This window comes from Seohaeicola sp. (assembly GCF_048006315.1).
GTDB lineage: Bacteria > Pseudomonadota > Alphaproteobacteria > Rhodobacterales > Rhodobacteraceae > Seohaeicola.
Genome location: NZ_CP180350.1, coordinates 3429516 through 3454852 on the forward strand (window position 1 = coordinate 3429516; position 25337 = coordinate 3454852).

General features: G+C 65.4%; 28 protein-coding genes and 1 other RNA gene. 19 read left to right on the forward strand and 10 right to left on the reverse strand.

All coding sequences use genetic code 11. The features are described from left to right. Positions 1–51 precede the first annotated feature (51 nt). From ACMUJL_RS16995 to ACMUJL_RS17015, 5 genes are all read right to left on the reverse strand, one after another. Entirely contained in the window at positions 52–1170 is a 1119-nt protein-coding gene (locus ACMUJL_RS16995) for an SPFH domain-containing protein (RefSeq protein ID WP_375572237.1), read from the reverse strand. Between the two features lie 46 nt (positions 1171–1216). Then, a complete protein-coding gene (locus ACMUJL_RS17000; RefSeq protein ID WP_416914362.1) occupies positions 1217–2182 on the reverse strand; it encodes a DUF2927 domain-containing protein in 966 nt (321 codons plus the stop codon). Between the two features lie 6 nt (positions 2183–2188). Further along, a complete protein-coding gene (locus tag ACMUJL_RS17005; RefSeq protein ID WP_375572233.1) occupies positions 2189–3388 on the reverse strand; it encodes a toxic anion resistance protein in 1200 nt (399 codons plus the stop codon). Positions 3389–3476: 88 nt separating this feature from the next. Further along, positions 3477–4373: a 5-bromo-4-chloroindolyl phosphate hydrolysis family protein gene (locus ACMUJL_RS17010; RefSeq protein ID WP_068292456.1), complete on the reverse strand. Its 897-nt coding sequence runs from the start codon at positions 4371–4373 to the stop codon at positions 3477–3479. Positions 4374–4602: 229 nt separating this feature from the next. After that, a complete protein-coding gene (locus tag ACMUJL_RS17015) occupies positions 4603–5715 on the reverse strand; it encodes a pseudouridine synthase (protein WP_068292453.1) in 1113 nt (370 codons plus the stop codon). 62 nt (positions 5716–5777) lie between these two features. Between ACMUJL_RS17015 and ACMUJL_RS17020 the strand changes: the two genes are divergently transcribed. Both ACMUJL_RS17020 and ACMUJL_RS17025 read left to right on the forward strand, forming a co-directional pair. Further along, positions 5778–6230, forward strand: coding sequence for a nucleoside deaminase (locus ACMUJL_RS17020; RefSeq protein WP_068292450.1), 453 nt, complete (start codon positions 5778–5780; stop codon positions 6228–6230). A 99-nt stretch (positions 6231–6329) separates the two neighbouring features. Next, positions 6330–6785 carry a DsrE family protein gene (locus ACMUJL_RS17025; RefSeq protein WP_375572230.1) on the forward strand — a complete coding sequence of 152 codons (456 nt, stop codon included), beginning with the start codon at positions 6330–6332 and terminating at the stop codon, positions 6783–6785. 60 nt (positions 6786–6845) lie between these two features. Here ACMUJL_RS17025 and ACMUJL_RS17030 read toward each other — a convergent pair whose 3' ends face one another. After that, positions 6846–7538, reverse strand: coding sequence for a metal-dependent hydrolase (locus ACMUJL_RS17030; protein WP_375572228.1), 693 nt, complete (start codon positions 7536–7538; stop codon positions 6846–6848). A gap of 220 nt (positions 7539–7758) precedes the next feature. Here ACMUJL_RS17030 and gatC point away from each other — a divergent pair, with 220 nt between their 5' ends. The 8 genes from gatC to ACMUJL_RS17070 all read left to right on the forward strand — a co-directional run bounded on the left by gatC (position 7759) and on the right by ACMUJL_RS17070 (position 13360). Continuing rightward, complete coding sequence (gatC, locus tag ACMUJL_RS17035) at positions 7759–8046, forward strand: Asp-tRNA(Asn)/Glu-tRNA(Gln) amidotransferase subunit GatC (RefSeq protein WP_068292442.1); 288 nt, start codon at positions 7759–7761, stop codon at positions 8044–8046. Beyond that, entirely contained in the window at positions 8046–9533 is a 1488-nt protein-coding gene (gene gatA / locus ACMUJL_RS17040; RefSeq protein ID WP_375572226.1) for an Asp-tRNA(Asn)/Glu-tRNA(Gln) amidotransferase subunit GatA, read from the forward strand. Before gatC ends, gatA begins: the two co-directional genes overlap by 1 nt. A gap of 56 nt (positions 9534–9589) precedes the next feature. Beyond that, positions 9590–10318 carry a hypothetical protein gene (locus ACMUJL_RS17045; RefSeq protein ID WP_375572224.1) on the forward strand — a complete coding sequence of 243 codons (729 nt, stop codon included), beginning with the start codon at positions 9590–9592 and terminating at the stop codon, positions 10316–10318. Positions 10319–10332: 14 nt separating this feature from the next. Beyond that, complete coding sequence (locus ACMUJL_RS17050; RefSeq protein ID WP_375572222.1) at positions 10333–11028, forward strand: N-acetylmuramoyl-L-alanine amidase; 696 nt, start codon at positions 10333–10335, stop codon at positions 11026–11028. An 11-nt stretch (positions 11029–11039) separates the two neighbouring features. Beyond that, positions 11040–11437, forward strand: an RNA gene (rnpB, locus tag ACMUJL_RS17055) — RNase P RNA component class A. 123 nt (positions 11438–11560) lie between these two features. After that, entirely contained in the window at positions 11561–12271 is a 711-nt protein-coding gene (locus ACMUJL_RS17060; protein ID WP_375572220.1) for a tellurite resistance TerB family protein, read from the forward strand. Between the two features lie 139 nt (positions 12272–12410). Then, the gene (gene rpmG, locus ACMUJL_RS17065) at positions 12411–12578 is read left to right on the forward strand and encodes a 50S ribosomal protein L33 (RefSeq protein WP_008233681.1); all 168 of its coding nucleotides are present in this window, start codon (positions 12411–12413) and stop codon (positions 12576–12578) included. Positions 12579–12670: 92 nt separating this feature from the next. Continuing rightward, positions 12671–13360, forward strand: coding sequence for a VIT1/CCC1 transporter family protein (locus ACMUJL_RS17070; protein WP_416914363.1), 690 nt, complete (start codon positions 12671–12673; stop codon positions 13358–13360). Positions 13361–13434: 74 nt separating this feature from the next. Here the strand turns inward: ACMUJL_RS17070 and ACMUJL_RS17075 are convergent, their stop codons facing one another. Beyond that, positions 13435–14175 carry a Bax inhibitor-1 family protein gene (locus ACMUJL_RS17075; RefSeq protein WP_068292432.1) on the reverse strand — a complete coding sequence of 247 codons (741 nt, stop codon included), beginning with the start codon at positions 14173–14175 and terminating at the stop codon, positions 13435–13437. Between the two features lie 150 nt (positions 14176–14325). Beyond that, complete coding sequence (locus ACMUJL_RS17080) at positions 14326–14553, reverse strand: DUF1127 domain-containing protein (protein WP_068292479.1); 228 nt, start codon at positions 14551–14553, stop codon at positions 14326–14328. A 122-nt stretch (positions 14554–14675) separates the two neighbouring features. Between ACMUJL_RS17080 and ACMUJL_RS17085 the strand changes: the two genes are divergently transcribed. After that, positions 14676–15527: a LysR family transcriptional regulator gene (locus ACMUJL_RS17085; protein ID WP_375572214.1), complete on the forward strand. Its 852-nt coding sequence runs from the start codon at positions 14676–14678 to the stop codon at positions 15525–15527. Between the two features lie 78 nt (positions 15528–15605). On the opposite strand, the gene ACMUJL_RS17090 is transcribed toward ACMUJL_RS17085, so the two are convergent. After that, positions 15606–16574 carry an NADPH:quinone oxidoreductase family protein gene (locus ACMUJL_RS17090; protein WP_375572212.1) on the reverse strand — a complete coding sequence of 323 codons (969 nt, stop codon included), beginning with the start codon at positions 16572–16574 and terminating at the stop codon, positions 15606–15608. A gap of 234 nt (positions 16575–16808) precedes the next feature. Between ACMUJL_RS17090 and ACMUJL_RS17095 the strand changes: the two genes are divergently transcribed. The 4 genes from ACMUJL_RS17095 to ACMUJL_RS17110 all read left to right on the forward strand — a co-directional run bounded on the left by ACMUJL_RS17095 (position 16809) and on the right by ACMUJL_RS17110 (position 20114). After that, positions 16809–17219: a helix-turn-helix domain-containing protein gene (locus ACMUJL_RS17095; protein ID WP_068292425.1), complete on the forward strand. Its 411-nt coding sequence runs from the start codon at positions 16809–16811 to the stop codon at positions 17217–17219. A 52-nt stretch (positions 17220–17271) separates the two neighbouring features. Further along, positions 17272–18087, forward strand: coding sequence for an inositol monophosphatase family protein (locus ACMUJL_RS17100; protein ID WP_375572210.1), 816 nt, complete (start codon positions 17272–17274; stop codon positions 18085–18087). Between the two features lie 115 nt (positions 18088–18202). After that, entirely contained in the window at positions 18203–19558 is a 1356-nt protein-coding gene (locus ACMUJL_RS17105) for an 8-oxoguanine deaminase (protein ID WP_375573850.1), read from the forward strand. 124 nt (positions 19559–19682) lie between these two features. After that, entirely contained in the window at positions 19683–20114 is a 432-nt protein-coding gene (locus tag ACMUJL_RS17110; RefSeq protein WP_068292420.1) for a CAP domain-containing protein, read from the forward strand. Positions 20115–20135: 21 nt separating this feature from the next. Here the strand turns inward: ACMUJL_RS17110 and guaD are convergent, their stop codons facing one another. Then, entirely contained in the window at positions 20136–21425 is a 1290-nt protein-coding gene (gene guaD / locus ACMUJL_RS17115; protein ID WP_375572208.1) for a guanine deaminase, read from the reverse strand. A 130-nt stretch (positions 21426–21555) separates the two neighbouring features. On the opposite strand from guaD, the gene mgtE reads away from it, so the two are divergent. The 4 genes from mgtE (at position 21556) to ACMUJL_RS17135 (ending at position 25332) form a co-directional block, all read left to right on the forward strand. Continuing rightward, the gene (gene mgtE / locus ACMUJL_RS17120; RefSeq protein WP_068292418.1) at positions 21556–22965 is read left to right on the forward strand and encodes a magnesium transporter; all 1410 of its coding nucleotides are present in this window, start codon (positions 21556–21558) and stop codon (positions 22963–22965) included. A 10-nt stretch (positions 22966–22975) separates the two neighbouring features. Continuing rightward, the gene (locus ACMUJL_RS17125; RefSeq protein ID WP_375572206.1) at positions 22976–23557 is read left to right on the forward strand and encodes a 5-formyltetrahydrofolate cyclo-ligase; all 582 of its coding nucleotides are present in this window, start codon (positions 22976–22978) and stop codon (positions 23555–23557) included. A 97-nt stretch (positions 23558–23654) separates the two neighbouring features. Beyond that, entirely contained in the window at positions 23655–24473 is an 819-nt protein-coding gene (locus ACMUJL_RS17130) for a TIGR00282 family metallophosphoesterase (RefSeq protein ID WP_068292407.1), read from the forward strand. Between the two features lie 118 nt (positions 24474–24591). Further along, positions 24592–25332 carry a YebC/PmpR family DNA-binding transcriptional regulator gene (locus ACMUJL_RS17135; protein WP_068292404.1) on the forward strand — a complete coding sequence of 247 codons (741 nt, stop codon included), beginning with the start codon at positions 24592–24594 and terminating at the stop codon, positions 25330–25332. Positions 25333–25337: the final 5 nt, after the last annotated feature.

The following is a 25337-nucleotide window of genomic DNA, read 5'->3' on the forward strand; positions in this document are numbered from 1 at the left end:
TTTCAGCGTCCGGCGCGCAAGCCGTGGCGCGCGGGAAGGATGCGCGGTGGGTCAGCCGGCGGGTGGTGGCGGCGGCGGGGGCAGGATGGTGAACAGCTGCGCCAGTTCGGCCACATCCTCGGCCCGCATCCAGCCATCCTGGCCGGGGGTCCAGACCAGGCTGTCGCGGCTCAGCGCACCATCGGCGGCCATGCGGCCCATCGACGCCTTGGAGAATGGCCCCCTGGTCTGGCCATTCTCTGCGATGTGCCAGACATGCTCGACCGGGGGCGGCGGCGGTGCTGCGGGTGCCTGAACGGGGGCCGCGCCCCAAGGGCCGGGCTGTGCCATCTGGTTCGCCATGGCCATGCCCATGCCCATGCCAAGACCGGCCCCCATGCCGCCCCCGCCGGCGGGGTTGGCGGCCGCGGCGGTCATGGCCTCGGCGGCGGAATACTGGGTGAACCGGGTCAGATCGCCCGCGATCCCCATGGAGGTGCGCTTGTCCAGCGCCGCCTCGACCGCCGGGGGCAGCGAGATATTCTCGATATAGAGTTCGGGAATGGTCAACCCGTAGGAGGCGACCGTCGCCGATATCTGCGCCGCCACCAGCTTGCCCAGTTCGCCCGTGTTGGCGGCCATGTCCAGCACCGGGATGCCGGAGGCGGCCAGAACGCGGCTGGCTTCCTGCACGATCACGTTGCGGATCTGGAAGGTGATCTCGTCCGCGGTGAATTCGCCGTCGGTGCCCACGATTTCCGTCATGAAGCGCGCAGCATCCGTGACACGCACGGAATAGGTGCCGAAGGCGCGCAGCCGCACCGGGCCGAATTCGGGGTCGCGCGCGATGATCGGGTTCTTGGTGCCCCATTTCAGATCGTTGAAACGGGTGGTGTTAACGAAATAGATCTCGGATTTGAAGGGCGAGCGGAAGCCATGATCCCAGTGGTTCAGACTGGTCAGGATCGGCATGTTGTTGGTTTCCAGCATGTAGAGGCCGGGGGTGAAGACATCGGCCAGCTGGCCTTCATGGATGAAGACGGCGGCCTGCCCCTCGCGCACTGTCAGCTTGGCGCCATACTTGATCTCGTGGCCTTCGCGCTCGAAGCGCCAGACCATGGTGTCGCGGGTATCGTCGGTCCAGTGGATGACGTCGATGAACTGTCCGCGGAGGAAATCGAAAATGGGCATGGGCTGCTCCCTGGGCTTGGATCGATCGGTTTCGGGGATGGGGGAATCATGAGGGGCCGCCCAACAATTCCTCGGCCATCTGCGCGATGATCGGGCGGGCCTGATCCAGCGTGATGCCGGGGCTCAGGCGCGGATCATAGAGCATTTTCAACAGCAGCGCATCATGGCGGGTCAGATGCGCGAATTCATCGTCATCATTGAAGATCGAGGGACGTGCGCGCGGGCTGTCATTGGCAAGCCCCATGCCCTGCGCCATCTCTTCATGCACGCAGGAGTCGCGCAGCAGGTCGGGGTGTTCGGCGCGGATCACGATGATGGCCCGGGTATAGGTGTGCATCTGCGGCCCGTTGCCGGAAAAGGCCATGACGAAGCAATGGATCTGGCGGGGCAGGTTGCGAAACACGGACAGCGCACCCTGGCTGATGCCGGGGGCCAGTTCGCGGGCGCGTTGCGGCAGAAAGGCGCGATCATCCTCGCTGTAGATCAGCACATGCATGTTGGCGCGGGCGGCGTCCATCACGACCGGGTGGCCGCTGGCGTCGGAGAGGCGCGCGGCAAAGGCGCTGACGGCGCCGCGATCGGCGCGTTGGCGGTCCTCGGGAACCGAGGGGCCGAACTCCACGTTGACGCGGACGGGTTGGGTCCAGCGGCGCAGGGGAACAGGGCGCCCGGACGAGGCCCGCAAGCCGGCGCCGCGTTCATATTCGTCGAAGAAGGTGATCTGTTCGAAGTTGCGGGCCAGATCGCGTGCGCCGAATGGCGCATCGCGCCCGCCGCCATCCGTCCGCAACAGGCCCTGTGACAGAAGATCGGCCTGCAGCTTGCCGTAATAGGCCGCAAGGGCCAGGCTTTCGCCAGAGGGGGCAGTTTTGCCCGGTGCCTGGCCCGCGTCCACCGGGCGGGGCGCGGTCGTCGGACCGCCCGCCCCCGGAGGGGCGGGCATGTCGCACCCTGCCAGCAAGGCAAGGCCCGCCAGCAATCCCGCAATCTTCACGCCAAGGCCCTTTCGCATTCAGTCTCAGGCCCTTGGAACTGCCGTACCGGCGGTGTCGCCCAAGCCTGTCTTGCGCGCCTTGGCCGATGCCAGGGTGTCGCGCAATTCGGCCTCCATCTTCTTCAGCTCGACTTCGGCGGCGGCGCGGCGGGCCTCGCCCTCATCCGCGATCTGCAGGCTTTCGTTGATCGTGGCGATCAGGTCGGCATTGGCCTGCTTGACCGCATCGATGTCGAAGACGCCGCGCTCCATCTCTTCGCGGATGACCCGGTTGCTGTCGCGCAGGTTCTTGGCATTCGCGGTCAGCAGTTCATTGGTCAGGTCATTGGCATCGCGCACGGCACGGGCGGCCTCGGCAGAGCGCTGGATCGTCACGGCCTGGGCCAGCTGGGTTTCCCAAAGCGGCACGGTGTTCACCAGGGTTGAATTGATCTTGGTGACAAGGCTCTTGTCGTTTTCCTGCACCAGCCGGATCGAGGGCAGCGACTGCATCGTCACCTGCCGGGTCAGTTTCAGGTCATGCACCCGGCGTTCCAGATCATCGCGCGCGGCGCGGATGTCGCGCAACTCCTGCGCCTGCATGACCTGGTCATTCTCGGGGGCCGCTTTCACCTCGGCCTCCTTGGCGGGGATGGTGGTGCTGTCCATCTCGGCGATCTTGGCCTCGCCCGCCGCGATATAGAGGGCCAGCTCGTCATAGAAGGCCAGCGTCTTGTCATAAAGCATGTCCAGCGACTTGATGTCCTTGAGCAGCTTGTGCTCGTGGCTCAGCAGATCTTCGGTGACCTTGTCGATCTGGGACTGCACCTTTTCGAACCGCGCGGTGAATTGCGCGAAGGGTGCTGCGCGGCCCAGCAGGCGTTCCCACCAGCTGCGTTCGCGGCGCACGTCCAGTTCCGACACCGAAAAGCCCCGGATCGTCGAGACGATGTTGCGCAGGCTGTCGCCCGCCGGGCCCACATCCTTGTTGCGCACATCCGTCAGCATGGCCTGGCTGATCGTCTGCAATTCCGCCTGGGCGCGCGAGCCGAAGGATACGATGGACTGGGTATCGCTCATGTCCAGTTCCGCCATGCGGCGCGTGATCTCGGCACTGAGCGCGCTGTCGGCCTGCGCCAGCGGCACGATCGCGGTTGCGGGGCCGGGTTCGGGCAGGATGGTCGCGGTCACTTCCTCGACCATGGCGAGGGTTTCCTGGGCCTTTTGGCGTGTGGTGTCAGACATGGCGGCTCCTTTTCATACGTTTTCACCCGTGCGGCGGACGGGGTACCAATTCAAAGCCCGGCGGGTGCCCCGACCGGGTGTCTCAAGTTCACTCGCGCGGGTGCACCCCTTCACGGTCCAGTCTTTCGCGCAGCACCTCGATTTCCACGGTCAGGTCGCTACGGTCGTCAAGCAACAGTTTTTGCGTCCTTGCGGCGAAATTCTGCTCAAGATCCGTCAAAAGGCTCTCGTAATCGGCGCGTGCCTGCGTATCGCGGCTGCGGCTCCAGATGTCGGCGAACTTGATCGTCGCGTCGCGGGCGCCCAGAAGGTACACGCTCAGGTATTTGCGCGCCGCGGTCAGGTCGCGCGGATCATTCTCGACCGTGCGGAAAAGGTCGCGCGCCACCACCTGGAACCGTTCCAGCCGCGCCATCATCTGACGGTCGCCCGCGCGCAGCATGGCGTCGGTCATGGCGGCCAGGTGTTTCTCGGCCTCGTCCACGGCGCGGGCCACGCGATCCGTCTGGAAGGTGTCGATGCCCTCGGCGCCCTTGTCCTTGAGGGGGTCGGGCCCGAAGGCCAGGGCATGCAGGATTGTGCCCACCACGCCATAAGCCATGGGCGCCAGCATGTCGCCGGCAGAGGCGGCGAAGCCCGCCACGGCCAGGCCGATGCCGGTCAGAAGGCTGCCGGTGATCTTGCGCGGAAAGGCTGGGCGGCGCGCGACCTTGCGCGCCTCATAGGCTTCCTGTGCGATCAGCCCTTCGCGGGTCAGCCAGGCCGCCAGAAGCAGCGTGCCAAGGGCGCCAAGGTTCAGGATCAATCCAGTGGGGCCTGTGGTGAATGCCGCCCAGGCCAGCGGAAGCGGAGCCAGGAACAGAAGGTTGACGCGTCCGCCCGCACGGGTGCGGCGCGCGCCGTCAAAGGGGCCTTTCGGCGGGGCGGGCGTGCGATCATTGCCTGTGCCGCCGGGGCTGAACTTGCCGCCATAGCGCTGTGCCATCAAAGCCCCCCCGCGATCGAGACGACGAGGATCAATGCAATCAGCAAGACAAAAGACAGTTTTTGTAGGCCCGTCCCCGACATGTCACCCCTCTTGCCACGCTACCCATCTCGAAAGTTAGGGGATGAAGGCAGTGGTTACTAGGGGGAACATGGGATTCTGACAATGTATGCCAGCAGGGTGGCCGACACGGCTGCGCGCCTTGCGGGAGGGCCCCGGCCTGCAGGCGTCAGCCGCGGGTCGGTTTAGGGCGCGCCTTGGCAGGGCGGGTGGTCCGAAGCGGCTTGTCACCCCCCTTGGCGCGATCGCCGCCGGGGGCGGGTTTGCCCGCGGCGGGCTTGCCGACCGTGGTCCTGCCCTGTGCGGGTTTGCCTGCGGCAGCCGGTGCTTTCCCGGTTGGCGGCTTGCCGGTGGCCGGCTTGCCCGTGCGGGCTGCAGGCTTTGCGCCGCGCATCGGCTTGCCGCCGGGGCGGTCACCGAACAGATCGGACTCGCTGGGCGCTTCGCGTGATTTGTTGCGTCGAGCAATGACTTTTCGCGGCTTTGTTGTGCTTGCAGCGTCGTCTTCATCGTCTTTCGTGTCCAGACCCAGCTGGTCGCGCAAGACGCGGCGGCGCACCTCTTCGACCTCGCCGGGTTTCAACTGCCCCAGCTGGAACGGCCCATAGGACGTGCGGATCAGGCGGTTCACCGTCAGGCCCACAGCCTCCATCGCGCGGCGGATCTCGCGGTTCTTGCCCTCGCGCAGGCCCACGGTCAGCCAGGCATTCGCGCCCTGCTGGCGGTCCAGCGTCACGATCATGGGCTGGAAATCCTCGCCATCGGCCTTGATGCCCTGCCGCAGCGGTTCAAGCTGTGGTTCGGTCACGCGTCCGTTCACGCGGACCCGGTATTTGCGCAGCCACCCGGTCGAGGGCAATTCAAGCTGCCGCTTGACCGCGCCATCATTGGTCAGCAGCAAAAGCCCCTCGGAATTCAGGTCAAGACGACCCACGGACATCACGCGCGGCAATTCCTCGGGCAGGTCGTCATAGATCGTGGCGCGGCCCTGTTCGTCGCGCGTTGTGGTCACCAGCCCCGTAGGCTTGTGATAGAGCCACAGTCGCGCAGGTTCGGGCGCATCCAGCGCCTTGCCGTTCACCACGACCTTGTCGGCGGGCGTCACGTTCAGCGCGGCGCGGGTGATCACCTCGCCGTTGACCGTCACGCGGCCGGTCTCGATCAGTTTCTCGGCCTCGCGGCGGCTGGCGATGCCGGCGCGGGCGATGACCTTGGCGATGCGCTCTCCTGCGGTCGAGGAGGCTGCGGTTCTGGCGGCGGCGGGTTTTGGCGTCTTGCTCATGTGCAGGGGTTAGCCCAGAATCAGGGCTTGCGAAAGCGCTGATCGCGCGGCAGGGAAGGGGCATGACATTCCGCAGCCACATGTCCGACGCGCTGGAAGAGGCGCGCGCCGCCGCAGCCCGTGGCGAAGTGCCGGTCGGTGCGGTTCTCGTGTCCCCGGATGGCCGCGTTCTGGCGCGCGCCGGCAACCGCACGCGTGAGCTGGCCGATCCCACCGCCCATGCCGAGATGCTGGTGATCCGCGAAGGCTGCCGTCTGCTGGGGTCCGAACGCCTGACCGGTTGCGATCTCTACGTGACGCTGGAACCCTGTCCGATGTGCGCGCAGGCGATTTCGGCGGCGCGGATCGCCCGGCTTTATTACGGCGCGGCAGATCCGAAAAGCGGCGGCGTGGCGCAGGGGCCGCGAATCTTCACCCATCCGCAATGCCATCACGTGCCCGAAGTCTATGACGGAATCGGTGCCGAGGCCGCGTCGACCCTGTTGCGGGATTTCTTCGCGGACCGTCGCGCCTAGAGCGCAGATCCCGATCATTCAATTTTCAATATATGTGTTGCCTTGCGGCGGAGGCTTTGCAAGTCTGGCGCGACAGACTGTCTCAGGGAGGATGACACGATGACACTGAACCCGACCAAGGCCGCGCAGCAATTGCTGGCGATACTGGCCGTTCTGGTGCTGGGCGCGCAGCTTGCACTGGCCAACCCCGCTCACAAGGTGGCAATCCATGTTGACGAACAAGACCCCGCCGTCATGAACATGGCACTGAACAACGCGCAGAATATTGCATCCTACTTTGCCGCGAAGGGCGAAGAGGTCACGATCGAGATCGTCACCTATGGTCCGGGGCTGCACATGCTGCGCTCGGATACCTCGCCGGTGGCGGATCGCATCTCTGCCATGGCGCTGGAAATGACGAACATCAGCTTCTCGGCCTGCGAGAACACGATCAACGGCATGAAGAAGAAATCCCAGAAGGATGTGCCGCTGCTGAGCGAGGCGACCGTCGTGCCGTCGGGCGCCGTGCGACTGATGGAGTTGCAGGCAGAAGGCTACGCCTACCTGCGGCCCTGATCGGGCAGCTTGCCCCGACAAGACAAGACCCCGGCGGCGCGATCCGCCGGGGTCTTTCGTTCAGATCTCGATCGCCTGCATCACCTGCGGCTCGATCACATCGACGCCGGGCAGGGCGGCGGCCAGCACATCGGCCGATTGTTCCAGCAGCGGGAAGGTGCGGTAATGGCAGGGGATAACCGTCTTGAAGTCGAAGAAGGTTTTCGCGGCATAGGCCGCGCGGCGCATGTCCATGGTGAAATGGCCGCCCGCCGACAGGATGCCGATGTCGGGTTTGTGCAGGTCGTGGAAGATCTTCATATCCGACATCACATCGGTATCGCCGGACGCATAGATGCAATGTCCTTCACCTTCGATGATGAAGCCGCATTCGGTGCCCGCGATGCGGGGGCCATCGGGGCTGGCGAAGGTCGAGGAATGCACGGCATTGACCATCGTCACCTTGACACCACCCAGATCGACGGTACCGCCCTTGTTGAAGCCGACAGTCTCGATCTTCTCGGCCTCGGCCCAATGGCTCATCAGATCGTACTGGCCCACGACCGGCACCTGCAGCTTGCGCGCCAGGGGCAGCACGTCGATCACATGGTCGAAATGCCCATGCGTCAGCAGGATCTGGGTGGCGCCTGCCGTCGCGGCCGCGTGCTGGTCCTCGGCCAGCATCGGGTTGCCCGAAAGCCAGGGATCGAGCAGCAGAACCTTGTCGGCAATCTCGAACCGGAAAGAGCCGTGGCCCAGCCAGATGATCTTCATGATGAATCCTCCCTTGAAGTCCGGGGGCAAGCCTAGCACGGCGCCGCGCGATGGCCAGAGGCCGCAGAGGGCGCGGGCGGCGTCGCAAGTGCATTTGCGGAACGATGAAAGGACGGGCGTCCTGGCGTGATGTGACCCGAATTGCTGCGGCATCTGCTTGCGGGCAGGGGCTGCGGGCGCTAAACGCAACTGCAACCTGACAGCAGACCGGAGATCACATATGTCGATCGCACCCGAAACCGCCGCCCGTGTGGCCAAGCTGGCCCGTATCAAGGTCGAGCCCGAGGCGCTGCCCGCGCTTGCGGCCGAGTTCAACACGATCCTGGGTTTCATCGAACAGTTGAACGAAGTGGATGTTGACGGTGTGGAGCCGATGACGTCGGTCACGCCGATGCGTCTGAAGCGGCGCGAGGATGTGGTGACCGATGGTGACCGTCAGGCGCAGATCCTGAAGAATGCGCCCGATGCGCGCGAGGGCTTTTTTGCCGTGCCGAAGGTGGTGGAATGATGGGTGAGCTGACCAAACTGACGCTGGCCGAGGCGCGTGACAAGCTGCGCGCGCGCGAGGTGACCAGCCTCGAACTGACCGAGGCATGCCTTACTGCGATCGAGGGCGCGGGCGCTCTGAACGCCTTTGTGCATCACACGCCCGAGATTGCCCGCGATCAGGCCCGCGCTGCCGATGCGCGCCTTGCGGCAGGTGACGCGCCGGCCATGTGTGGCCTGCCGATCGGGGTCAAGGACCTGTTCTGCACCAAGGGCGTGCCGTCACAGGCCGCCAGCCGGATCCTGCAGGGGTTCCTGCCGGAATACGAATCCACCGTGACCAGCCAGCTGTTCGATGCGGGTGCGGTCATGCTGGGCAAGCTGAACATGGACGAATTCGCCATGGGCTCGTCCAATGAAACATCGTGCTACGGCAATGTGGTGAACCCCTGGCGGCGCGGCAATGACGATACGGCGCTGACGCCGGGCGGATCTTCGGGCGGGTCAGCCGCCGCCGTGGCGGCCGATCTGTGTCTTGCCGCGACCGGGACGGACACGGGCGGATCGATCCGACAGCCTGCCGCCTTCACCGGCATCGTGGGGATCAAGCCGACCTATGGCCGCTGCTCGCGCTGGGGGATCGTGGCCTTCGCCTCGTCGCTGGACCAGGCGGGGCCGATGACCAAGACCGTGCGCGATTCCGCGATAATGCTGGGCGCGATGTGCGGGCATGACCCCAAGGACAGCACCAGCGCGGATCTGGCCGTGCCGGATTTCGAGGCGATGCTGACCGGCGACATTCGCGGCAAGGTGATCGGTATTCCGAAGGAATATCGGATGGACGGCATGCCCGCCGAGATCGAGAAGCTCTGGGCCGACGGCACCGCCATGCTGAAAGCCGCCGGCGCCGAGATCCGCGAGATCAGCCTGCCGCATACCAAGTATGCGCTGCCGGCCTATTACGTGATCGCGCCCGCCGAGGCGTCATCGAACCTCGCGCGCTATGACGGGGTGCGCTATGGCCATCGCGCCAAGCTGGCGCAGGGCGACGGCATCACCGAAATGTACGAAAAGACCCGTGCCGAGGGCTTCGGCCACGAGGTGCAGCGCCGCGTGATGGTGGGCACCTATGTGCTGTCAGCAGGGTTCTACGACGCCTATTACAACCGCGCCCGCAAGGTGCGCGCCCTGATCAAGCGCGATTTCGATGATGTCTTCGCGGCAGGCATCGACGCGATCCTGACACCTGCCACACCCTCGGCCGCCTTTGGCCTGGGCGAGATGCAGGATGCCGACCCGGTTCAGATGTATCTGAACGACGTGTTCACCGTGACGGTCAACCTGGCGGGTCTGCCCGGTATCGCCGTTCCGGCCGGAGTGGATGCGCAGGGGCTGCCGCTGGGGCTGCAACTGATCGGGCGGCCCTGGGAAGAGGGCGATCTGCTGAACACCGCCTATGCGCTTGAGCAGGCGGCGGGTTTTGTGGCCAAGCCGGGCAAATGGTGGTAATCGGGCGGCGCAATCTCCTGGTCGGATGATCGGGACGTAACGGGTATGATGCGGACATGATGACTGTGAGATACGGAACTTCGATCCTTTCACTGGTTGCGCTGGCGGCGCTGGCGGGCTGTGCGCCTTCGGTGCCCGACAGCGGCGCGGGGGTCGGTTTCAACTCCTATTCCGATTATCAGGCCCGGCAGGATCAGCGGGACCAGCAGCTTGGCGGCAGGGGGTTGCCTGCGCCTGCGACGGTGTCCAGCGCGCCCCTGTCGGCCGTGCCTGCGCTGCCGGGTGACGAGGACAGCGCCGAGCGTCTGGCTGCGGAAACCGCCGCCGCCCTCAATTCCGGGCGCGCGCCGCTCGAGGCCAGCCCATCGAACCCTGCGCCCGTGGCCGTGAACGCCGCCGGGATCAGCCAGGAAAACAACTTCGAAGAGGTGTCCGAGCTGCGCAGCATCGAAAGCGATGCCGCCGCGATTGCCCGCAACCGGGCGCAATACGTGGTCATCCAGCCGACCGAACTGCCGCGCCGCAGTGGCGATGGCGGGCCGAATATCGTCGAATTCGCGCTGCGCACCACCAACCCCAAGGGCGTGTCGCTTTATCGGCGCAGCTCTCTCAGCTTCCAGAACCATGAACGCAACTGTGCGCAATATGCCTCGGCGGATCAGGCGCAGATCGAATTCCTGGCGCGTGGCGGCCCGCAGCGTGACCGGCTCTCACTGGACCCTGACGGGGACGGTTTTGCCTGTTCCTGGGATCCGCGCCCGTTCCGTTCGGCCGTGCGCAACTGACGCCGGGGGCGGGCATGACGGTCATGTCCTGCCCTTCGCCCAATAATGGCCCGCGCCGGGATGGCGCGCGCCCTGACATGGTGGTGATCCATTACACCGCGATGGATAGCGCCGCAGCCGCGCTGGACCGGCTGTGCGATCCCGAGGCCGAAGTGTCGGCCCATTACCTGATCTGCGAACAGGGCCGCATCTGGCACATGGTGGACGAGGAAATGCGCGCCTGGCATGCGGGCGCGGGGCGCTGGGGCGATGTGACTGACGTCAACTCGCGCTCGATCGGGATCGAACTGGCCAACCGCGGCGACCATCCGTTCAGCGCGCCGCAGATGACGGCACTGGAAGGGTTGCTGCGGGGCGTGATGGCCCGCTGGGCCATTCCGCCCGCGCGGGTGATCGGCCATTCCGACATGGCGCCTTTGCGCAAATCCGATCCGGGGCCGCGTTTCGACTGGCGCAGGCTGGCGCGGTGCGGGCTGTCGATCTGGCCCGATCCTGACCCTGCCGGCCCGCCTTCGGACTTCCTTGCCGATGCCGCGCGCGCGGGCTGGCATCCGCCTGCCGATTGCGCCGATCCCGAAACGGCGGTGCTGACCGCGCTGCGCCTGCGCTTTCGTCCGCAGGCGTCCGGGGCGCTGGATATGATGGATCGCGCCATCGCCGCGGACCTTGCGGCCCGCTTCCCCGTTGACCCCATGCCCCGCACTGCTTAAGTGGGCGCTGCGCGGAGGGCTGGATGATCGCGGGTCGGGGTCTATCGATCCGAGGAAAGTCCGGACTCCACAAGGCAATGGTGCCGGGTAACGCCCGGCTGGGGAAACCCAAGGGAAAGCGCCACAGAGAACAGACCGCCGCGTTCCGGCGCGGTAAGGGTGAAACGGTGGGGTAAGAGCCCACCGCGGGACTGGCAACAGGACCGGCACGGCAAGCCCCACCAGGAGCAATGCCGAATAGGGACCTCGCGCGGGTTGATCGGTTCGCCGATATCACCGCAGGGCAGGCTTTGACCCAGAGGTCCGGGTTGGCAGCTAGAGGGGTCGCGGTAACGCGATCTCAAGATGAATGATCATCCAGAGGGGGAAACCCCTTGGACAAAATCCGGCTTACAGGCCCTCCGCGCGCTTCATCTTTCTCCAATTGCCCGTCGCGCCGCCTGACGCGGTGCGGGGTCGTCGAAAATTTCGCGCGACTGTCGCAAACTCTGCGCTATGCTGCGGAGGTTCAGTAGTCAGAGGGATTTTGCAGATGAGTTTTGTCAAGACGTTGGCCACCCTCGCGGTGGGCTTCGCCGCAGCCAAGGGCATGCAGAAGGTCAAGGAGATGGGCGGCACGGCGGGCGTCAAGGATGCCTTGCGCAAGGCCGGGCAACCCGGCGGGATGGCCGACGAGATCGGCGCGATGGCGCAGAAGATGGGCCTGCCCGTGCAGCAGGAACAGCTGCGCAGCATGTTCGACCGGGTGGGTAAAAGCGCCGCCGACATGACCGAGACCACCGAAAAGGGGATGGGCAACCTGATGGGTTCCATGACCAAGATGGCGGGTGCGGGTGCGGCAGGTCTGGGCGGTATGATGTCCGCAATGACCGAGGGCACGGCGCTGGGTCAGGTCTCGGAGGAGAATGCAAAGCTGATGATCCGGGCCATGATCCAGTCTGCCAAGGCGGATGGCGTGATCGACGAAGAGGAGCGTGCCGCGATCCTGGATCATCTGGGTGATGCCACGGAGGAAGAAATCGCCTTTGTCGAGGCGGAACTGGACGCGCCTGTGGATGTGCAGGCCTTGGCCCGCGATACCGGGGCGCAGATGCGCAACCAGGTCTATTCCGCGGCACTCATGGCCGTTGAGGTCGATACCGAGGCCGAGCGCAGTTACCTGCGATCACTGGCGCAGGCCCTTGGGCTGTCGGATGACGAACGCGACGGGCTGCATGCCACGATGGGGCGTCCGCCGCTTTGATCCGGTCCTGCGGGACGAGGCTTGCGAAAATCCGCGCGGATCGGCGGCTTTGTCTGTTGACTCTGGTGCGCGCGCGGGTAAAAGCCGGGGTTCAAGGAATTTCACGGGCGGCTGCGTCGTCCGGCGTAGGAGAACAGCAATGGCGAAGCCGACGACCATCAAGATCCGTCTGAACTCGACCGCGGGCACGGGCCATTTTTACGTGACCAAGAAAAATGCCCGCACCATGACCGAGAAGATGGTGATCAAGAAATACGACCCCGTTGTGCGCAAGCACGTGGAGTACAAGGAAGGCAAGATCAAGTAATTGATCCGCCATCCGTTTCGGACAGGGCCACGCCGCGCGCGTGGCCTTTTTCGTTTCACCCCCTTTGCGAATGAGTTTCAGGACCAAGTCGGATGCCGAAAGAGGGACATTTCATCAATCGCAGCAACTGGCTGCGTGCTTCGGTTCTTGGGGCCAATGACGGTATTGTCTCGACCGCAAGCCTGCTTGTCGGCGTGGCCTCGGCCGGGATGGACCGCAGCGGTATCCTGCTGGCGGGTCTGGCGGGGCTGAGCGCGGGTGCGCTGTCGATGGCGGCGGGTGAATATGTCTCGGTCTCGACCCAGCAGGATATCGAGACGGCCGATCTTGAGCGCGAGCGGACGGCGCTTGAGGACGATCCCGATTACGAGCTGACAGAGCTGGCCGAGGGGCTGGAGGCGCGCGGCGTCGAGTCGGGGCTTGCCCTGGAAGTCGCGCAGCAGATGACCGATCACGATGCGCTGGATGCCCATGCGCGCGAGGAACTGGGGATGCACGGGATGGCCGGGGATGCCAACGCGCTGCAGGCTGCCTGGGCCTCGTCCGTCAGTTTCGCGCTTGGTGCCGCCATGCCGTTGCTGGGGGCCGTGCTGGCGCCGCAGGGGATGACCGTCTGGGTGGTGGCTGCCGTGGCCTTGCTGGCGCTGGTCATCCTCGGTGGGGCGGGGGCGCGGCTGGGCGGCGCGCCGGTCCGCCCTTCGATCCTGCGCGTGGTCTTCTGGGGCAGCCTGGCGATGATCGTCACATCGGCCGTGGGTCGCCTCTTCGGGGTGCATGTCTGACGCCATATCGTGGGTGCAATGAAAAAGGGCCGGTCGTTTGACCGGCCCTTTCGTCATGTCGGAGGTTTCTGCCCTTATTCGCGATTGCCGAACAGCTGCAGCAGCATCATGAACATGTTGATGAAGTTCAGGTAGAGGCTCAGCGCGCCCATGATGCCCGACTTCGCGATCCACTCTGCATCGCCATGTGCGGCGTGCTGGATGTAGGTCGTCTTGATGTTCTGGGTGTCGTAGGCGGTCAGGCCGGCGAAGATCAGAACGCCCAGCACAGAGATCGCGAACATGATCGCGGGCGAGCCCAGGAAGATGTTTACGATGGATGCCACGACCAGGCCGATCACGCCCATGATCAGGAACGCGCCCCAGCCCGAGATGTCCTTCTTGGTGGTGTAGCCGTAAAGCGACAGACCGGCGAAGGCGATCGAGGTGACAAGGAAGACCTGTGCGATCGAGAAGCCGGTGAAGGCCACGAAGATCCAGGACAGCGACAGGCCCATCACGGCCGCGAAGGCGTAGAAGAAGGTCTGCGCGGCAGCCGCCGAGAAGCGGTTGATCATGGCCGAGAAGCCGAAGACCATCGCCAGCGGGGCGAACATGATGATCCAGCCCAGGATGTTCGGGCTGAGGGTCATCGGATCGCGGAAGACGCTCAGCAGTGCGGGGCTGGTGCCGACGGCCCATGCCACTGCGAATGTGATCAGCATGCCCACGGACATCGTGCCGTAGACCTTGTTCATGTGGGCGCGAAGACCCTCGTCGATCTGGGCGGTGCTGATGCCCGCCGTTGCCGTCCGGTAAGTGTTGTACTCAGCCATTGATGCCTCCGAAAAAATGACACGCACGCCCTTTGTGGACGTATTGGGTCGAATATCGGGAACCGCACCGCGCTTTTCAAGGTTTTCCGGCAAGGAAACATATTTTTTCGCCACCTGTTTTGAAGGTGGCGGCCGGGCCGTCGCGAAGGCTTATTTCTGCCAGCGCTGCGGGATATCCCAGGCGGGGCGGCGGGCCTCGACGCAGGCCTCGTCGGGGGTGATCCCGATATCGGCCAGGGCTGCGGCATCCAGTCGCGCAAGGGCCAGACGCTGCCGATGCGCGGCGCGCATCAGCGTGACGCGGCGCAGCAGGTCCGACAGTGTCGGGCGCGTGGGCAGGGCGATCCCGGCAAACCGCGTGACGGGACGTGTCGACATTTCAAATGCTTTCGTGTTTGTGATCCCCGCGGGGGCAGGGATCATTTCCGTTGATGGATAGATCATGCGGACGCATAAGAGAAATGAATGTTCATGACATGATGAATCACGAAAGCAGATGAATGCGAAATCTTGACATCACCACCTTGCGCTCTTTCGTGGCTGTCGCCGACCTTGGCGGCGTGACCCGCGCCGCGGGGCATCTGCATCTGACCCAGTCGGCCGTGTCGATGCAGATCAAGCGGCTGGAGGAGGTGCTGGGCCTCAACCTGCTGGACCGTACGAACCGCACTGTTTCGCTGACCGTGGCCGGGCAGCAGATGCTGGGCTACGCCCGGCGCATGGTGGACATGAACGACGAGGTGATGGCGCGCCTGACCGACCAGACCTATGAGGGCGAGATCGTTCTGGGCGTGCCACATGACATCGTGCTGCCCGCCGTGCCCCATGTTCTGCAGCGGTTCAACACCCTGTTTCCGCGCATGAAGGTACAGTTGATCACCACCTTCACCCGTGACCTGAAAGCCAAGTACCGGCGCGGGGACTGCGACATCATCCTGACCACCGAGGCAGCGCTGGAGCCGGGGGGCGAAACCCTGACGGCGTTGCCGCTGAAATGGGTGGGCGCGCCCGGAGGCAGTGCCTGGCGGCAACGCCCGCTACGGCTGGTGTTCGGGCGGCATTGCATCTTTCGCGCGGGGGCCATTGCGGCGCTCGAGGCGGCGGGCATCGACTGGGAACTGGCGGTCGAGACCGAATCCGATCGCACGATCGAGGCCACGGTCAGCGCGGACATGGGCATCAACGCGATGATCGACGGCATGCAGCCCCGCCATCTCGAGCAGGTCGACCATGGCGGCACATTGCCCGAGCTGACGCTGCAGAAGATCAACATGTACGGGATGGAACGCGCCCGCGGCGAGGTGCTGAGCCAGCTTGGTGCGCTGCTGCGGCAGGCCTATCAGACCCTCTGATCCGGCGGCACGGGGCGGTGCACGCCTTGAATCCAGTGCATGGGTGAGGGCGCGGGATGCAACCAGCAGACAGCGCGGTCAGTCGTCCCGCATCGTGATGACCACCTTGCCGGTCGAGGCGCGGCTGCGCAGCAGTTCAAGCCCCTCCTCGACGCGGGAGAGGGGTAGCACATGGCTGACATGGGGTTTGATGCGCCCGGCGGCGTACCAGTCCAGCAGCACGCGCAGGCTGTCGGTCAGGGCCTTGGGGTTGAACGTCATGTAGCCGCCCCAGTATACGCCCAGCACGCTCAGGTTCTTGACCAGCAGGTGATTGGCCGGGATCTGCGGAACCTCGCCACTGGCGAAACCGATGGGCAGCAGCCGCGCTTCGGGATTGCAGGCGCGGAAGGCCGCTTTCCACTGTTCGCCGCCCACGGGGTCATAGACCACATCCGCCCCGCCCAGCGATTTGACCACGGCGCGGATGTCATCGGTGGCGGCATCGATCAGATGGTCGGCCCCTGCCGCGCGCGCCGCCTCGAGCTTGTCTGCTCCACGGGCGCAGGCGATCACCGTGGCGCCCATCAGCTTGCCCACCTCGACCGCCGTCAGCCCCACACCGCCCGCAGCACCCAGCACCAGCAGCCGTTCACCCGGTTGCAGCCGCGCGCGATGATCAAGCGCCAGGTGCGAGGTGCCGTATGCAATCAGGAAGGCCGCCGCATCGGTCATGCTCATGACGTCGGGCAGCGGCACGGCGCGGCTTGCGTCGAAGCAGCCGTATTCGGCCAATCCGCCGTGACCGCCGAACACGGCGACACGCGTGCCGATGGCGAGGCCTGCGGTGCCTTCCCCCAAGGCCTCGACCGTGCCGGCCACCTCCATCCCCAGGGTGAAGGGCGCGGCGGGCGTATCCTGGTACTGCCCCTTCAGCATCAGCAGATCCGCGAAGTTCAGGCCGCAGGCCTCGATCCTGATGCGGATCTGTCCGGGGGCGGGCTCGGGCATCGCGATCTGCATCACGCTGGCCGGGGCGTCGGGGGCGGGTTTGTGATAGGCGCGCATGAAACCTCCTGGGGCGGGTCGGCGCCGTTTATGGCAGCAAATCGCGCCGCCGCAAAGCGCTGCGCCGCCGGATCAAGCGGCTTGGCCACGGCAGCGGCCCTGAAATCAACCGGGCCGTGCGGAAAACCTGTATTCTGACGCGATCTTTTGGTGTATCAAGGAAGCGTTAAGAGTGTAGCGCGCAGAATGGACAGGTGTCCCCATGCCGCCGTGTGCAGGAAGAAAGGTATGAGTATGTCGCATCATGTTGATGTGCATGTCGGAAAGCGTATCCGGCATCGTCGCTGGCTACTGGCCATGACCCAGCAGCAACTGGCCGAACAGGTCGGTATCAAGTTCCAGCAGATCCAGAAATATGAAACCGGTGCAAACCGTGTCAGCGCCTCTCGGTTGTGGGATATCGCCGACAGCCTTGGTGTGCCCGTCAGCTTCTTCTTCGAAGGGCTCGTGTCCGCCAATGGCGACATGGCACCGGCGACGGCGCATGCGCCGCGTGCGGCGGTGGCTGAGGGTGCTGCCGGCGGCTCCAAGGATCTGATGGGTGACCGCGAGGCGATGGACCTTGTGCGCACCTATTACGCTATCCCCGAAAACCAGCGTCGCCGCCTGTTCGACCTGGCGCGGGTGCTGTCGGACGTGGCTTGAGCCCGGAGACTGGCTGCGCTACCCAGACGGCGCAATCCGCCTTGGGGGTATCATGGCCAGTCTTTCCGCATCCGATCCCGTGACCGCCGATCTGATTGCCACGGCGCATGAGCTGGCCGATGCCGCCCGCGCGGCAGTCCTGCCGTGGTTTCGGGCGGCCGGTTTGTCGGCGGACAACAAGCAGGCGGGTGGTTTTGATCCCGTGACCCAAGCCGATCGCGCGGCGGAAGAAGCGATGCGCGCCATCCTGGCGCGCCGCCGTCCCCATGATGGCGTGACCGGCGAGGAATTCGGCCACAAGGCCGGCACATCGGGCCTGCGCTGGGTTCTCGATCCCGTCGATGGGACCCGCGCCTTCCTGTCCGGTGCGCCCACCTGGGGTGTTCTGATCGCCGTGGCCGATGAGGATGGGCCGCTTTTTGGCGTGATCGACCAGCCCTATATCGGCGAACGCTTCTGGGGCGGGTTCGGCCAGTCCGGCATGCGCGGCCCGATGGGGGCAGGGGATCTGGGCGTGCGCGGGGCGCGTGACCTGTCGGACAGCATCCTGTTTACCACCTTTCCCGAAGTCGGCACCCAGGCCGAGGCGGCGGGATTCCGCGCCGTGGCCGACCGTGTGCAACTGGTGCGCTACGGGATGGATTGCTACGCCTATGCGCTGCTGGCCGCTGGCCAGATCGATCTGGTGATCGAGGCGGGCTTGAGCGACTATGACGTGCAGGCCCCGATCGCGGTGATCCAGGCCGCGGGCGGGATCGTGACCGACTGGCAGGGCGGTCCGGCCCATCACGGTGGACGTATCCTGGCTGCTGCCGGGGCGGATCAGCATGCGGCGGCCTTGGCGATCCTGCGCGAGGTTCCGGCTTGATCCTGCGGCGCTGACGCGGCTATCCTGTGGTGGCGCGCGCCTCTTGGCCCCTTTCCGGTGTGCGCCGCGTGGATGAGGGGGCGCTGTCTGACCGGAGGCGCCCGTGACATCCCTGATGCAAACCACCCGTTCCGAAATCCTGATCCGCAAGGCGGATCACATCCTGACCATGGACGATACGCGCGCCGAATGGCGCGGGGCAGATATCCTGATCCGTGGGGGTGTGATCGCCGCCATCGGCCCCGATCTGGTGCGGTCGCATCCCGATGCCGAGGTGCTGCAGGCCGCCGGTTGCGTGGTCACGCCCGGTCTGGTGAATACGCATCACCATCTCTACCAGAGCCTGACGCGGGCGGTGCCGGGCGGGCAGGATGCCTTGCTGTTCGGCTGGTTGAAAACGCTCTATCCGATCTGGGCGCGCTTTGGTCCCGAAGAAATGCGCGTCAGCACGCTGACCGGGCTGGCCGAGCTGGCGCTGTCGGGCTGTACGCTGTCGTCGGATCACCTCTATCTCTATCCCAACGGGTCACGGCTGGAGGATACGATCCACGCCGCCGCCGAACTGGGGCTGCGTTTTCATCCGACGCGCGGCGCGATGAGCATCGGGCAAAGCGCGGGCGGCCTTCCCCCCGATGACCTTGTCGAGGACGAGGCCGCCATTCTGGACGATTGCATCCGGGTGATCGACGCCTTCCACGACGCGGCTGAGGGGGCGATGTGCCGGGTTGGCGTGGCGCCATGTTCGCCTTTCTCGGTCAGCCGCGAGTTGATGCGCGACGCAGCGCTTCTGGCGCGGGACAAGGGGGTGATGCTGCACACCCACCTGGCCGAGAATGACGAGGATATCGCCTATTCCCTTGCGCAGTTCGGCTGCCGTCCCGGCCAATATGCCGAGGATCTGGGCTGGACGGGGGCCGATGTCTGGCATGCGCATTGCGTGAAGCTGGATGGCGCAGAGATTGATCTGTTTGCCAGAACCCGAACCGGCGTGGCGCATTGCCCCTGTTCGAATTGCCGGCTTGGATCGGGGGTGGCCCCGGTCCGGGCGATGCGCGATGCGGGCGTGCCCGTGGGTCTGGGGGTCGACGGATCGGCCAGCAATGACAGCGGCAACCTTATGCTTGAGGCGCGTCAGGCGATGCTGTTGCAGCGTGTCACCCTTGGTGCCGACCGGATGAGCGCGCGCGAGGCGCTCGAGATCGCGACGCGCGGCGGTGCCGATGTGCTGGGGCGGCCTGATGTCGGTCGGCTGGCGGTGGGCAAGCGTGCCGATATCGCGATCTGGGATGTCTCGGGCGTCGAAAGCGCCGGCAGCTGGGATCCTGCGGCCCTTGTGCTGGTGGGGCCGGTGCGGGTGCGCGACCTGCTGGTCGAGGGGCGGCGCGTGGTGCGCGAGGGCCAGCTTGCCACCATCGATCTGCCCCGCGTGCTGGAGGACCAGCGCCGCCTTGCGCGGGCTCTGGCGGGGTAGGGACGCCCGGCGAAGCGGTGGTTTCTTGCCGAGGCCTGCAAAGCCGTCTGGTCAAGTGGCCATAATTTCACCAAAGTGCCATGCAAGAAAACCGATCTGTCGCAACTGCCACCCTCGAGGGATCATGATCCGTACAATCCTGGTCATCCTGGCCCTGACGTTTTCACCACTGGCCCCTGCCTTTGCCAGCACGGAAAGCTTTGTCGCCCAGACTCTCAATGCGCAGCGCGCGGCGCATGGCCTGCATGCGGTCCAGCCGCACGCGTTGCTGATGGCCGCCGCCGAGGCGCATGCCCGCGACATGGCAAGCCATGGCTTCATGTCGCATCGCGGGTCAGACGGCTCGACCGTGGCGCAGCGGGTCAAGCGGGCCGGGTTCTGCTATCGCGCGGTGAACGAGAATATCGCCATGGGTTTTCGCGATCCTGCCAAGGTCATGTCGGGCTGGTACAATTCCCCCGGACACCGCCGCAATGCGCTGTCGCGCAAGGTCACGCATTACGGGTTCGCGGCCGTTGATCGTGCCTGGGTGCTGGTGATGGGCCGCCCCTGCTGAACCGGTTGACGCGGCAGGCGTTCAGACCAGCCTTTGACCTGCCACCCATGTCGCCCGGATCGCACGGTCGTCACCCATCATGATCGTCGGAAAGACGGCTTCCCAGATATCCTGCGCCCTTGTGCTGCGCTGTGCGATGGCCGGGGTCGAGGCCAGGTCCAGCGCCACGATATCCGCCTCCATTCCCGGTGCAAGATTGCCGATGCTTGCGTCCAGCCGCAGGGCGCGGGCCGATCCGACGGTGGCCAGCCACAGAAGCTGGGCGGGATGCAGGGCGGTGCCGCGCAACTGGCCGATCTCATAGGCGGCGGCCATGGTGCGCAGCATCGAAAAGCTGGACCCGCCGCCCGTATCCGTGGCCAGCCCCACGCGATGCCCGGCCGCCACAAGGCCCGCCATGTCGAACAGGCCCGACCCGATGAAGGTGTTGGATGTCGGACAATGCACGAGGGCTGCGCCGACCTCGCGCAGGCGGTCCCTTTCGCGGGATTCCAGATGGATGGCATGACCGTAAAGACCGTTCGCCCCCAGCAAGCCATGCGCCTCGTAGGTGTCCAGATAGTCGCGCGCCTGCGGGTAGAGGTCACGCACCCAGGCGATCTCGTCCGTCTGCTCGCTCAGGTGGGTCTGCATCAGGCAATCGGGATGCTCGGCCCAGAGAGCGCCCAGCGCCTCCAGCTGTTCAGGCGTCGATGTGGGCGAGAAACGCGGCGTGATCGCATAGGACAGACGGTCCACGCCATGCCATTTCCGCAAGAGGGCGCAGCTGTCGTCATAGGCCGATTGCGCGGTGTCGCGCAGCCCTTCGGGCGCATTGCGGTCCATGCAGGTCTTGCCCGCGACAACGCGCTGCCCGCGCGCCTGTGCCGCGGCAAAGAAGGCATCCACGCTTTCGGGATGGATCGTGGCATAGCTGCAGACGGTCGTGGTGCCGTTCGCCAGCGTCAGGTCAAGATAGCGGCCTGCGATTTCGGCGGCATGGGCGGGATCGCCGAAGCGCATTTCCTCGGGGAAGGTGTAAAGGTTCAACCAGTCGATCAGCCGCTTGCCCCAACTGGCGATGATCGCGGTTTGCGGGTAATGCACATGGGCATCCACGAACCCCGCCATCAGCAGGGCATCGCCGTGGTCCACCACCCGCGCCTGCGGATGCGCGGCGCGCAGTTGCGCACCCTGGCCAATGGCCGCGATCCGCCCCTCTTCGATCAGGATGCCGCCCGCACTGTCATGGCCGGCGGCGGCTGGTCCTTCCGCGAAGGGATCGGCGGTAAAGCGCAGGGTCTGGCCCAGCAAGAGCGTCTGTGCGGTCATGGTGTCATCCTTTCGACGGCACTCTAAGGATCGCGGGAAGCAAGGTAAATCACCCCGGTTCGGCCCGGTAAGCATTGTTTCCGGCCATCCCTTTCCGCTAAACAGGGGCCAGTGCGGACAGGAGGGTGACATGGCCGAAGACGAAGACCAGATCGACCGTTCCGCCGACACCGCAAGCGAGCCGCAGGCCAGTGGCAGCTACGGGTTGGAGCGGCGCACGGTCGCCGCGATTCTCGATGCCGTCGAGGTCGGTGACGCCGCGCTGCTGACAGAGTTGATGGAGCCGCTGCACCCGGCTGATATCGCCGACATTCTCGAGCAGATCGACCGCGACGACCGCCGTGCGCTGATCCGGCTTTACGGCAAGGAATTCGATGGCGACATCCTGTCCGAGCTGGGCGAAAGCATCCGCGAGGATGTGATCTCGGTTCTGAACCCGCAGGTTCTGGCCGATGCGGTGCGCGAACTGGACAGCGACGACGTGGTCGACCTGCTCGAGGATCTGGACGCGCCGCAGCAGGACGCGATCCTCGACGCGCTGGAAGATGCCGATCGCGTCGCCGTGCAGCAGGCGATGACCTATCCGGAATATTCCGCAGGCCGCCTGATGCAGCGCGAGGTCGTGATGGCCCCCGAGCATTGGACCGTGGGCGAGGCCATTGATTTCCTGCGCAATTCCGAAGAGCTGCCCGATCAGTTCTACCACATGGTGCTGGTCGATCCGCGCCTGCATCCGGTTGGCAACGTGACTTTGGGCAAGATCATGCGCTCGCGCCGCGATGTGGCGCTGCGCGACATCACGGAAGAGGCGTTTCACCTGATCCCCGTCACCCAGTATGACGGCGATGTGGCCTATGCGTTCAACCAGTATCACCTGATCTCGGCCCCGGTGGTGGACGAGGACGGGCGGCTTGTGGGCGTCATCACCATCGATGACGCCATGGCCGTGCTGGACGAGGAACACGAAGAGGACATCCTGCGGATGGCCGGTGTCAGCGAGGATGCAAGCCTTTCGGACACGATCCTCGAGGCTGCGCGCGGCCGGGCGGTCTGGCTGTTCGTGAACCTGCTGACGGCGATCCTGGCCTCGCTTGTGATCGACGCCTTCGCCGAGACGATCAACCAGATGGTGGCGTTGGCGGTGTTGATGCCCATCGTCGCCTCGATGGGGGGCAATGCGGGCACGCAGACCATGACCGTGGCGGTCCGTTCGATCGCGACGCGCGATCTGACCGCGCAGAACGCGATGCGGGTGATCTGGCGCGAGGTGTCGGTGGGCGCGCTGAACGGGGTGGTGTTCGGATTGCTCATGGCGCTGGTGGCCGGGGTCTGGTTCGGGGTGCCGATGCTGGCGGCGGTGATCGGCGTGGCGATGCTGCTGACACAGGTGGCGGCGGCGCTGGGCGGAATTGTGATCCCGATGGCGCTGGAGCGGTTGAAGATCGACCCCGCGCTGGCCTCCGGGCCGTTCGTGACGACGGTGACGGATGTGGTGGGCTTTTTCGCCTTCCTCGGCCTTGCCTCTGCCGTGCTGATGTAGAGGGGGGCGCATGACCGCAGAACCAGACCTGACCGCGATCAAGGCCGCGGCCCGGCGCGACGCATTCGCCCGGCGCAAGGCGGCCTTTGACGTGATCGGACCCGATCACGCGGGGCTGCTGGCCGATGTGCTGCGTCCCCATGCCGGCAAGGTGCTGGCGGGCTACATGCCGATGCGGACCGAGATCAGCCCCCTGGCGGCGATGCGCTTGCATGCTGCGTCGGGGCCGGTCTGCGTACCGGTGATCCAGGGAAAAGGGGTGGCCCTGCGCTTTGCCCGATGGACGGCGCAGGGCGCGATGGTCGCGGGTGAATTCGGCGCCCAGGTGCCGGCGAGCCTTGACTGGCTGGCGCCGGAGGTCCTGATCGTGCCGCTGGTGGCCTTCGACCGCAAGGGCGGGCGGCTTGGCTATGGTGGCGGGTTCTACGATCGCACCTTGCAGGCGCTGCGGGCACGCGGGCCGGTCCTGGCCGTGGGCTTTGCCTTCGGGGCGCAGGAAGCCGATGATCTGCCACTGGAAGCGACAGACCAGCCTCTGGACCTGATCGTGACCGAGGCCGAGGTGATCGCCTGCGGCCGGGGTGGTGCTTGAGTATTTGTGGAAAGATGAAGCGGGCGCGTGCAGATTTCCTGTGGTCGCGCCACCTTGACCCTTGCCGTGGCACGGCATTCGCCCTAGGCCTTTGGGCATGAAAATACTGTTCCTTGGCGATGTCATGGGTCGTGCCGGACGGCAGGCCGTATCGGAAAACCTGCCGCGCCTCAGGGCCGAGTGGAAGCTGGATTTCGTTGTCGTCAACGGCGAGAACGCGTCCAGCGGGGCGGGGCTGACGGCGGATCACGCCAAGGTGCTGCTGGCCGCCGGGGCCGATTGCCTGACGCTGGGCGATCACGCCTTCGACCAGAAGGACATGCTGCAGTTCATCGAGAACGAGCCGCGCATCCTGCGTCCGCTGAACTTTGCCAAGGGCGCGCCGGGGCGCGGGCATCGGGTGTTTTCGGATGCGCGGGGGCGCAAGGTGCTTGTCACGCAGGTGCTGGGCAATGTGTTCATGAAACGCGCCTTCGATGATCCGTTTTCCGCCGTGGACCAGGTGCTGGCGGCGCATCCGCTGGGTGGTGCGGTGCAGGCCGCGATCGTGGACATGCATTGCGAGGCGACCAGCGAAAAGATGGGCATGGGCCATTTCTGCGCGGGCCGTGCCAGCCTTGTCGTGGGCACCCATACCCATGTGCCGACCGCCGATGCGATGATCTTGGGGGGCGCCACCGCCTATCTGACCGATGCGGGCATGTGCGGTGACTACAACAGCGTGATCGGCATGGAAAAGGATGAACCCATGCGTCGCTTCGTGACAGGCATGGCCAAGGGGCGTTTCAACCCCGCCATGGGCGAGGCGACCCTGTCCGGCGTCTATGTCGAGACGGACGACATGACCGGCCGCGCCACCCGCGTCTGCGCGGTGCGCCAGGGCGGCAAGCTTGTTGCGGCGGGCCCGCTGGGCTGAGCCGCCTCCGGAAGGCGTCACGCCGTGTCTCGGACGGCCTTGCGAGGGGCCGTGCTGCTGACATATAGAGGCGCTGACCGCCAGACAGGCAAATTCAGACAAGCAGACGGAGGCACGCATGGCCGGCCACTCAAAATGGGCAAACATCCAGCATCGCAAGAACCGCCAGGATTCGGTCCGGGCAAAGCTGTTCTCGAAGCTGTCCAAGGAAATCACCGTGGCCGCCAAGATGGGCGACCCCGATCCCGAAAAGAACCCGCGCCTGCGCCTTGCGGTGAAGGAAGCGAAATCGCAATCCTGCCCCAAGGACGTGATCGAACGCGCGATCAAGAAGGCCATCGGCGGCGAGGGCGATGCCTATGAGGAAATCCGCTATGAAGGCTATGGCCCGAATGGCGTGGCGATCATCGTCGAGGCGATGACCGACAACCGCAACCGCACCGCGTCGAACGTGCGCTCGACCTTCACCAAGAACGGCGGCAACCTGGGTGAGACCGGTTCGGTCGGCTTCATGTTCGACCGCAAGGGCGAGATCACCTATCCCGCGTCGGTGGGCGATGCCGATACCGTCCTGATGGCCGCCATCGAAGCCGGGGCCGAAGATGTGGAAAGCAGCGAGGAAGGCCATCTGATCTGGTGCGCCGACACCGATCTGAACGAGGTGGCGACGGCGCTCGAGGCCGTGCTGGGCGAATCCGACAGCACCAAGCTGGTCTGGAAGCCGACCACCACGACCGAGATGGATCTGGACAGCATGCAAAAGCTGATGAAGCTGGTAGATGCGCTGGAAGATGACGACGACGTGCAGCGCGTGACCACGAACTTCGAGGCCAGCGACGATGTGATGGGTCAGCTCTGATCGGA

Excerpts from the sequence above, each read along its gene's own strand:
- ACMUJL_RS16995 (WP_375572237.1), bottom strand. The coding sequence starts at position 1,170 with ATGCCCATTTTCGATTTCCTCCGCGGACAGTTCATCGACGTCATCCAC.
- ACMUJL_RS17030 (WP_375572228.1), bottom strand. The coding sequence starts at position 7,538 with ATGAAGATCATCTGGCTGGGCCACGGCTCTTTCCGGTTCGAGATTGCC.
- ACMUJL_RS17020 (WP_068292450.1), top strand. The coding sequence starts at position 5,778 with ATGACATTCCGCAGCCACATGTCCGACGCGCTGGAAGAGGCGCGCGCC.
- rpmG (WP_008233681.1), top strand. The coding sequence starts at position 12,411 with ATGGCGAAGCCGACGACCATCAAGATCCGTCTGAACTCGACCGCGGGC.
- ACMUJL_RS17100 (WP_375572210.1), top strand. The coding sequence starts at position 17,272 with ATGGCCAGTCTTTCCGCATCCGATCCCGTGACCGCCGATCTGATTGCC.
- ACMUJL_RS17045 (WP_375572224.1), top strand. The coding sequence starts at position 9,590 with ATGATGACTGTGAGATACGGAACTTCGATCCTTTCACTGGTTGCGCTG.
- ACMUJL_RS17130 (WP_068292407.1), top strand. The coding sequence starts at position 23,655 with ATGAAAATACTGTTCCTTGGCGATGTCATGGGTCGTGCCGGACGGCAG.
- mgtE (WP_068292418.1), top strand. The coding sequence starts at position 21,556 with ATGGCCGAAGACGAAGACCAGATCGACCGTTCCGCCGACACCGCAAGC.
- ACMUJL_RS17005 (WP_375572233.1), bottom strand. The coding sequence starts at position 3,388 with ATGTCTGACACCACACGCCAAAAGGCCCAGGAAACCCTCGCCATGGTC.
- ACMUJL_RS17085 (WP_375572214.1), top strand. The coding sequence starts at position 14,676 with ATGCGAAATCTTGACATCACCACCTTGCGCTCTTTCGTGGCTGTCGCC.
- ACMUJL_RS17075 (WP_068292432.1), bottom strand. The coding sequence starts at position 14,175 with ATGGCTGAGTACAACACTTACCGGACGGCAACGGCGGGCATCAGCACC.
- ACMUJL_RS17050 (WP_375572222.1), top strand. The coding sequence starts at position 10,333 with ATGACGGTCATGTCCTGCCCTTCGCCCAATAATGGCCCGCGCCGGGAT.
- guaD (WP_375572208.1), bottom strand. The coding sequence starts at position 21,425 with ATGACCGCACAGACGCTCTTGCTGGGCCAGACCCTGCGCTTTACCGCC.
- ACMUJL_RS17135 (WP_068292404.1), top strand. The coding sequence starts at position 24,592 with ATGGCCGGCCACTCAAAATGGGCAAACATCCAGCATCGCAAGAACCGC.
- ACMUJL_RS17090 (WP_375572212.1), bottom strand. The coding sequence starts at position 16,574 with ATGCGCGCCTATCACAAACCCGCCCCCGACGCCCCGGCCAGCGTGATG.
- gatC (WP_068292442.1), top strand. The coding sequence starts at position 7,759 with ATGTCGATCGCACCCGAAACCGCCGCCCGTGTGGCCAAGCTGGCCCGT.
- ACMUJL_RS17015 (WP_068292453.1), bottom strand. The coding sequence starts at position 5,715 with ATGAGCAAGACGCCAAAACCCGCCGCCGCCAGAACCGCAGCCTCCTCG.
- ACMUJL_RS17080 (WP_068292479.1), bottom strand. The coding sequence starts at position 14,553 with ATGTCGACACGTCCCGTCACGCGGTTTGCCGGGATCGCCCTGCCCACG.
- ACMUJL_RS17025 (WP_375572230.1), top strand. The coding sequence starts at position 6,330 with ATGACACTGAACCCGACCAAGGCCGCGCAGCAATTGCTGGCGATACTG.
- ACMUJL_RS17105 (WP_375573850.1), top strand. The coding sequence starts at position 18,203 with ATGCAAACCACCCGTTCCGAAATCCTGATCCGCAAGGCGGATCACATC.
- ACMUJL_RS17125 (WP_375572206.1), top strand. The coding sequence starts at position 22,976 with ATGACCGCAGAACCAGACCTGACCGCGATCAAGGCCGCGGCCCGGCGC.
- ACMUJL_RS17000 (WP_416914362.1), bottom strand. The coding sequence starts at position 2,182 with ATGCGAAAGGGCCTTGGCGTGAAGATTGCGGGATTGCTGGCGGGCCTT.
- ACMUJL_RS17060 (WP_375572220.1), top strand. The coding sequence starts at position 11,561 with ATGAGTTTTGTCAAGACGTTGGCCACCCTCGCGGTGGGCTTCGCCGCA.
- ACMUJL_RS17070 (WP_416914363.1), top strand. The coding sequence starts at position 12,671 with ATGCCGAAAGAGGGACATTTCATCAATCGCAGCAACTGGCTGCGTGCT.
- ACMUJL_RS17010 (WP_068292456.1), bottom strand. The coding sequence starts at position 4,373 with ATGGCACAGCGCTATGGCGGCAAGTTCAGCCCCGGCGGCACAGGCAAT.
- ACMUJL_RS17095 (WP_068292425.1), top strand. The coding sequence starts at position 16,809 with ATGTCGCATCATGTTGATGTGCATGTCGGAAAGCGTATCCGGCATCGT.
- gatA (WP_375572226.1), top strand. The coding sequence starts at position 8,046 with ATGGGTGAGCTGACCAAACTGACGCTGGCCGAGGCGCGTGACAAGCTG.
- ACMUJL_RS17110 (WP_068292420.1), top strand. The coding sequence starts at position 19,683 with ATGATCCGTACAATCCTGGTCATCCTGGCCCTGACGTTTTCACCACTG.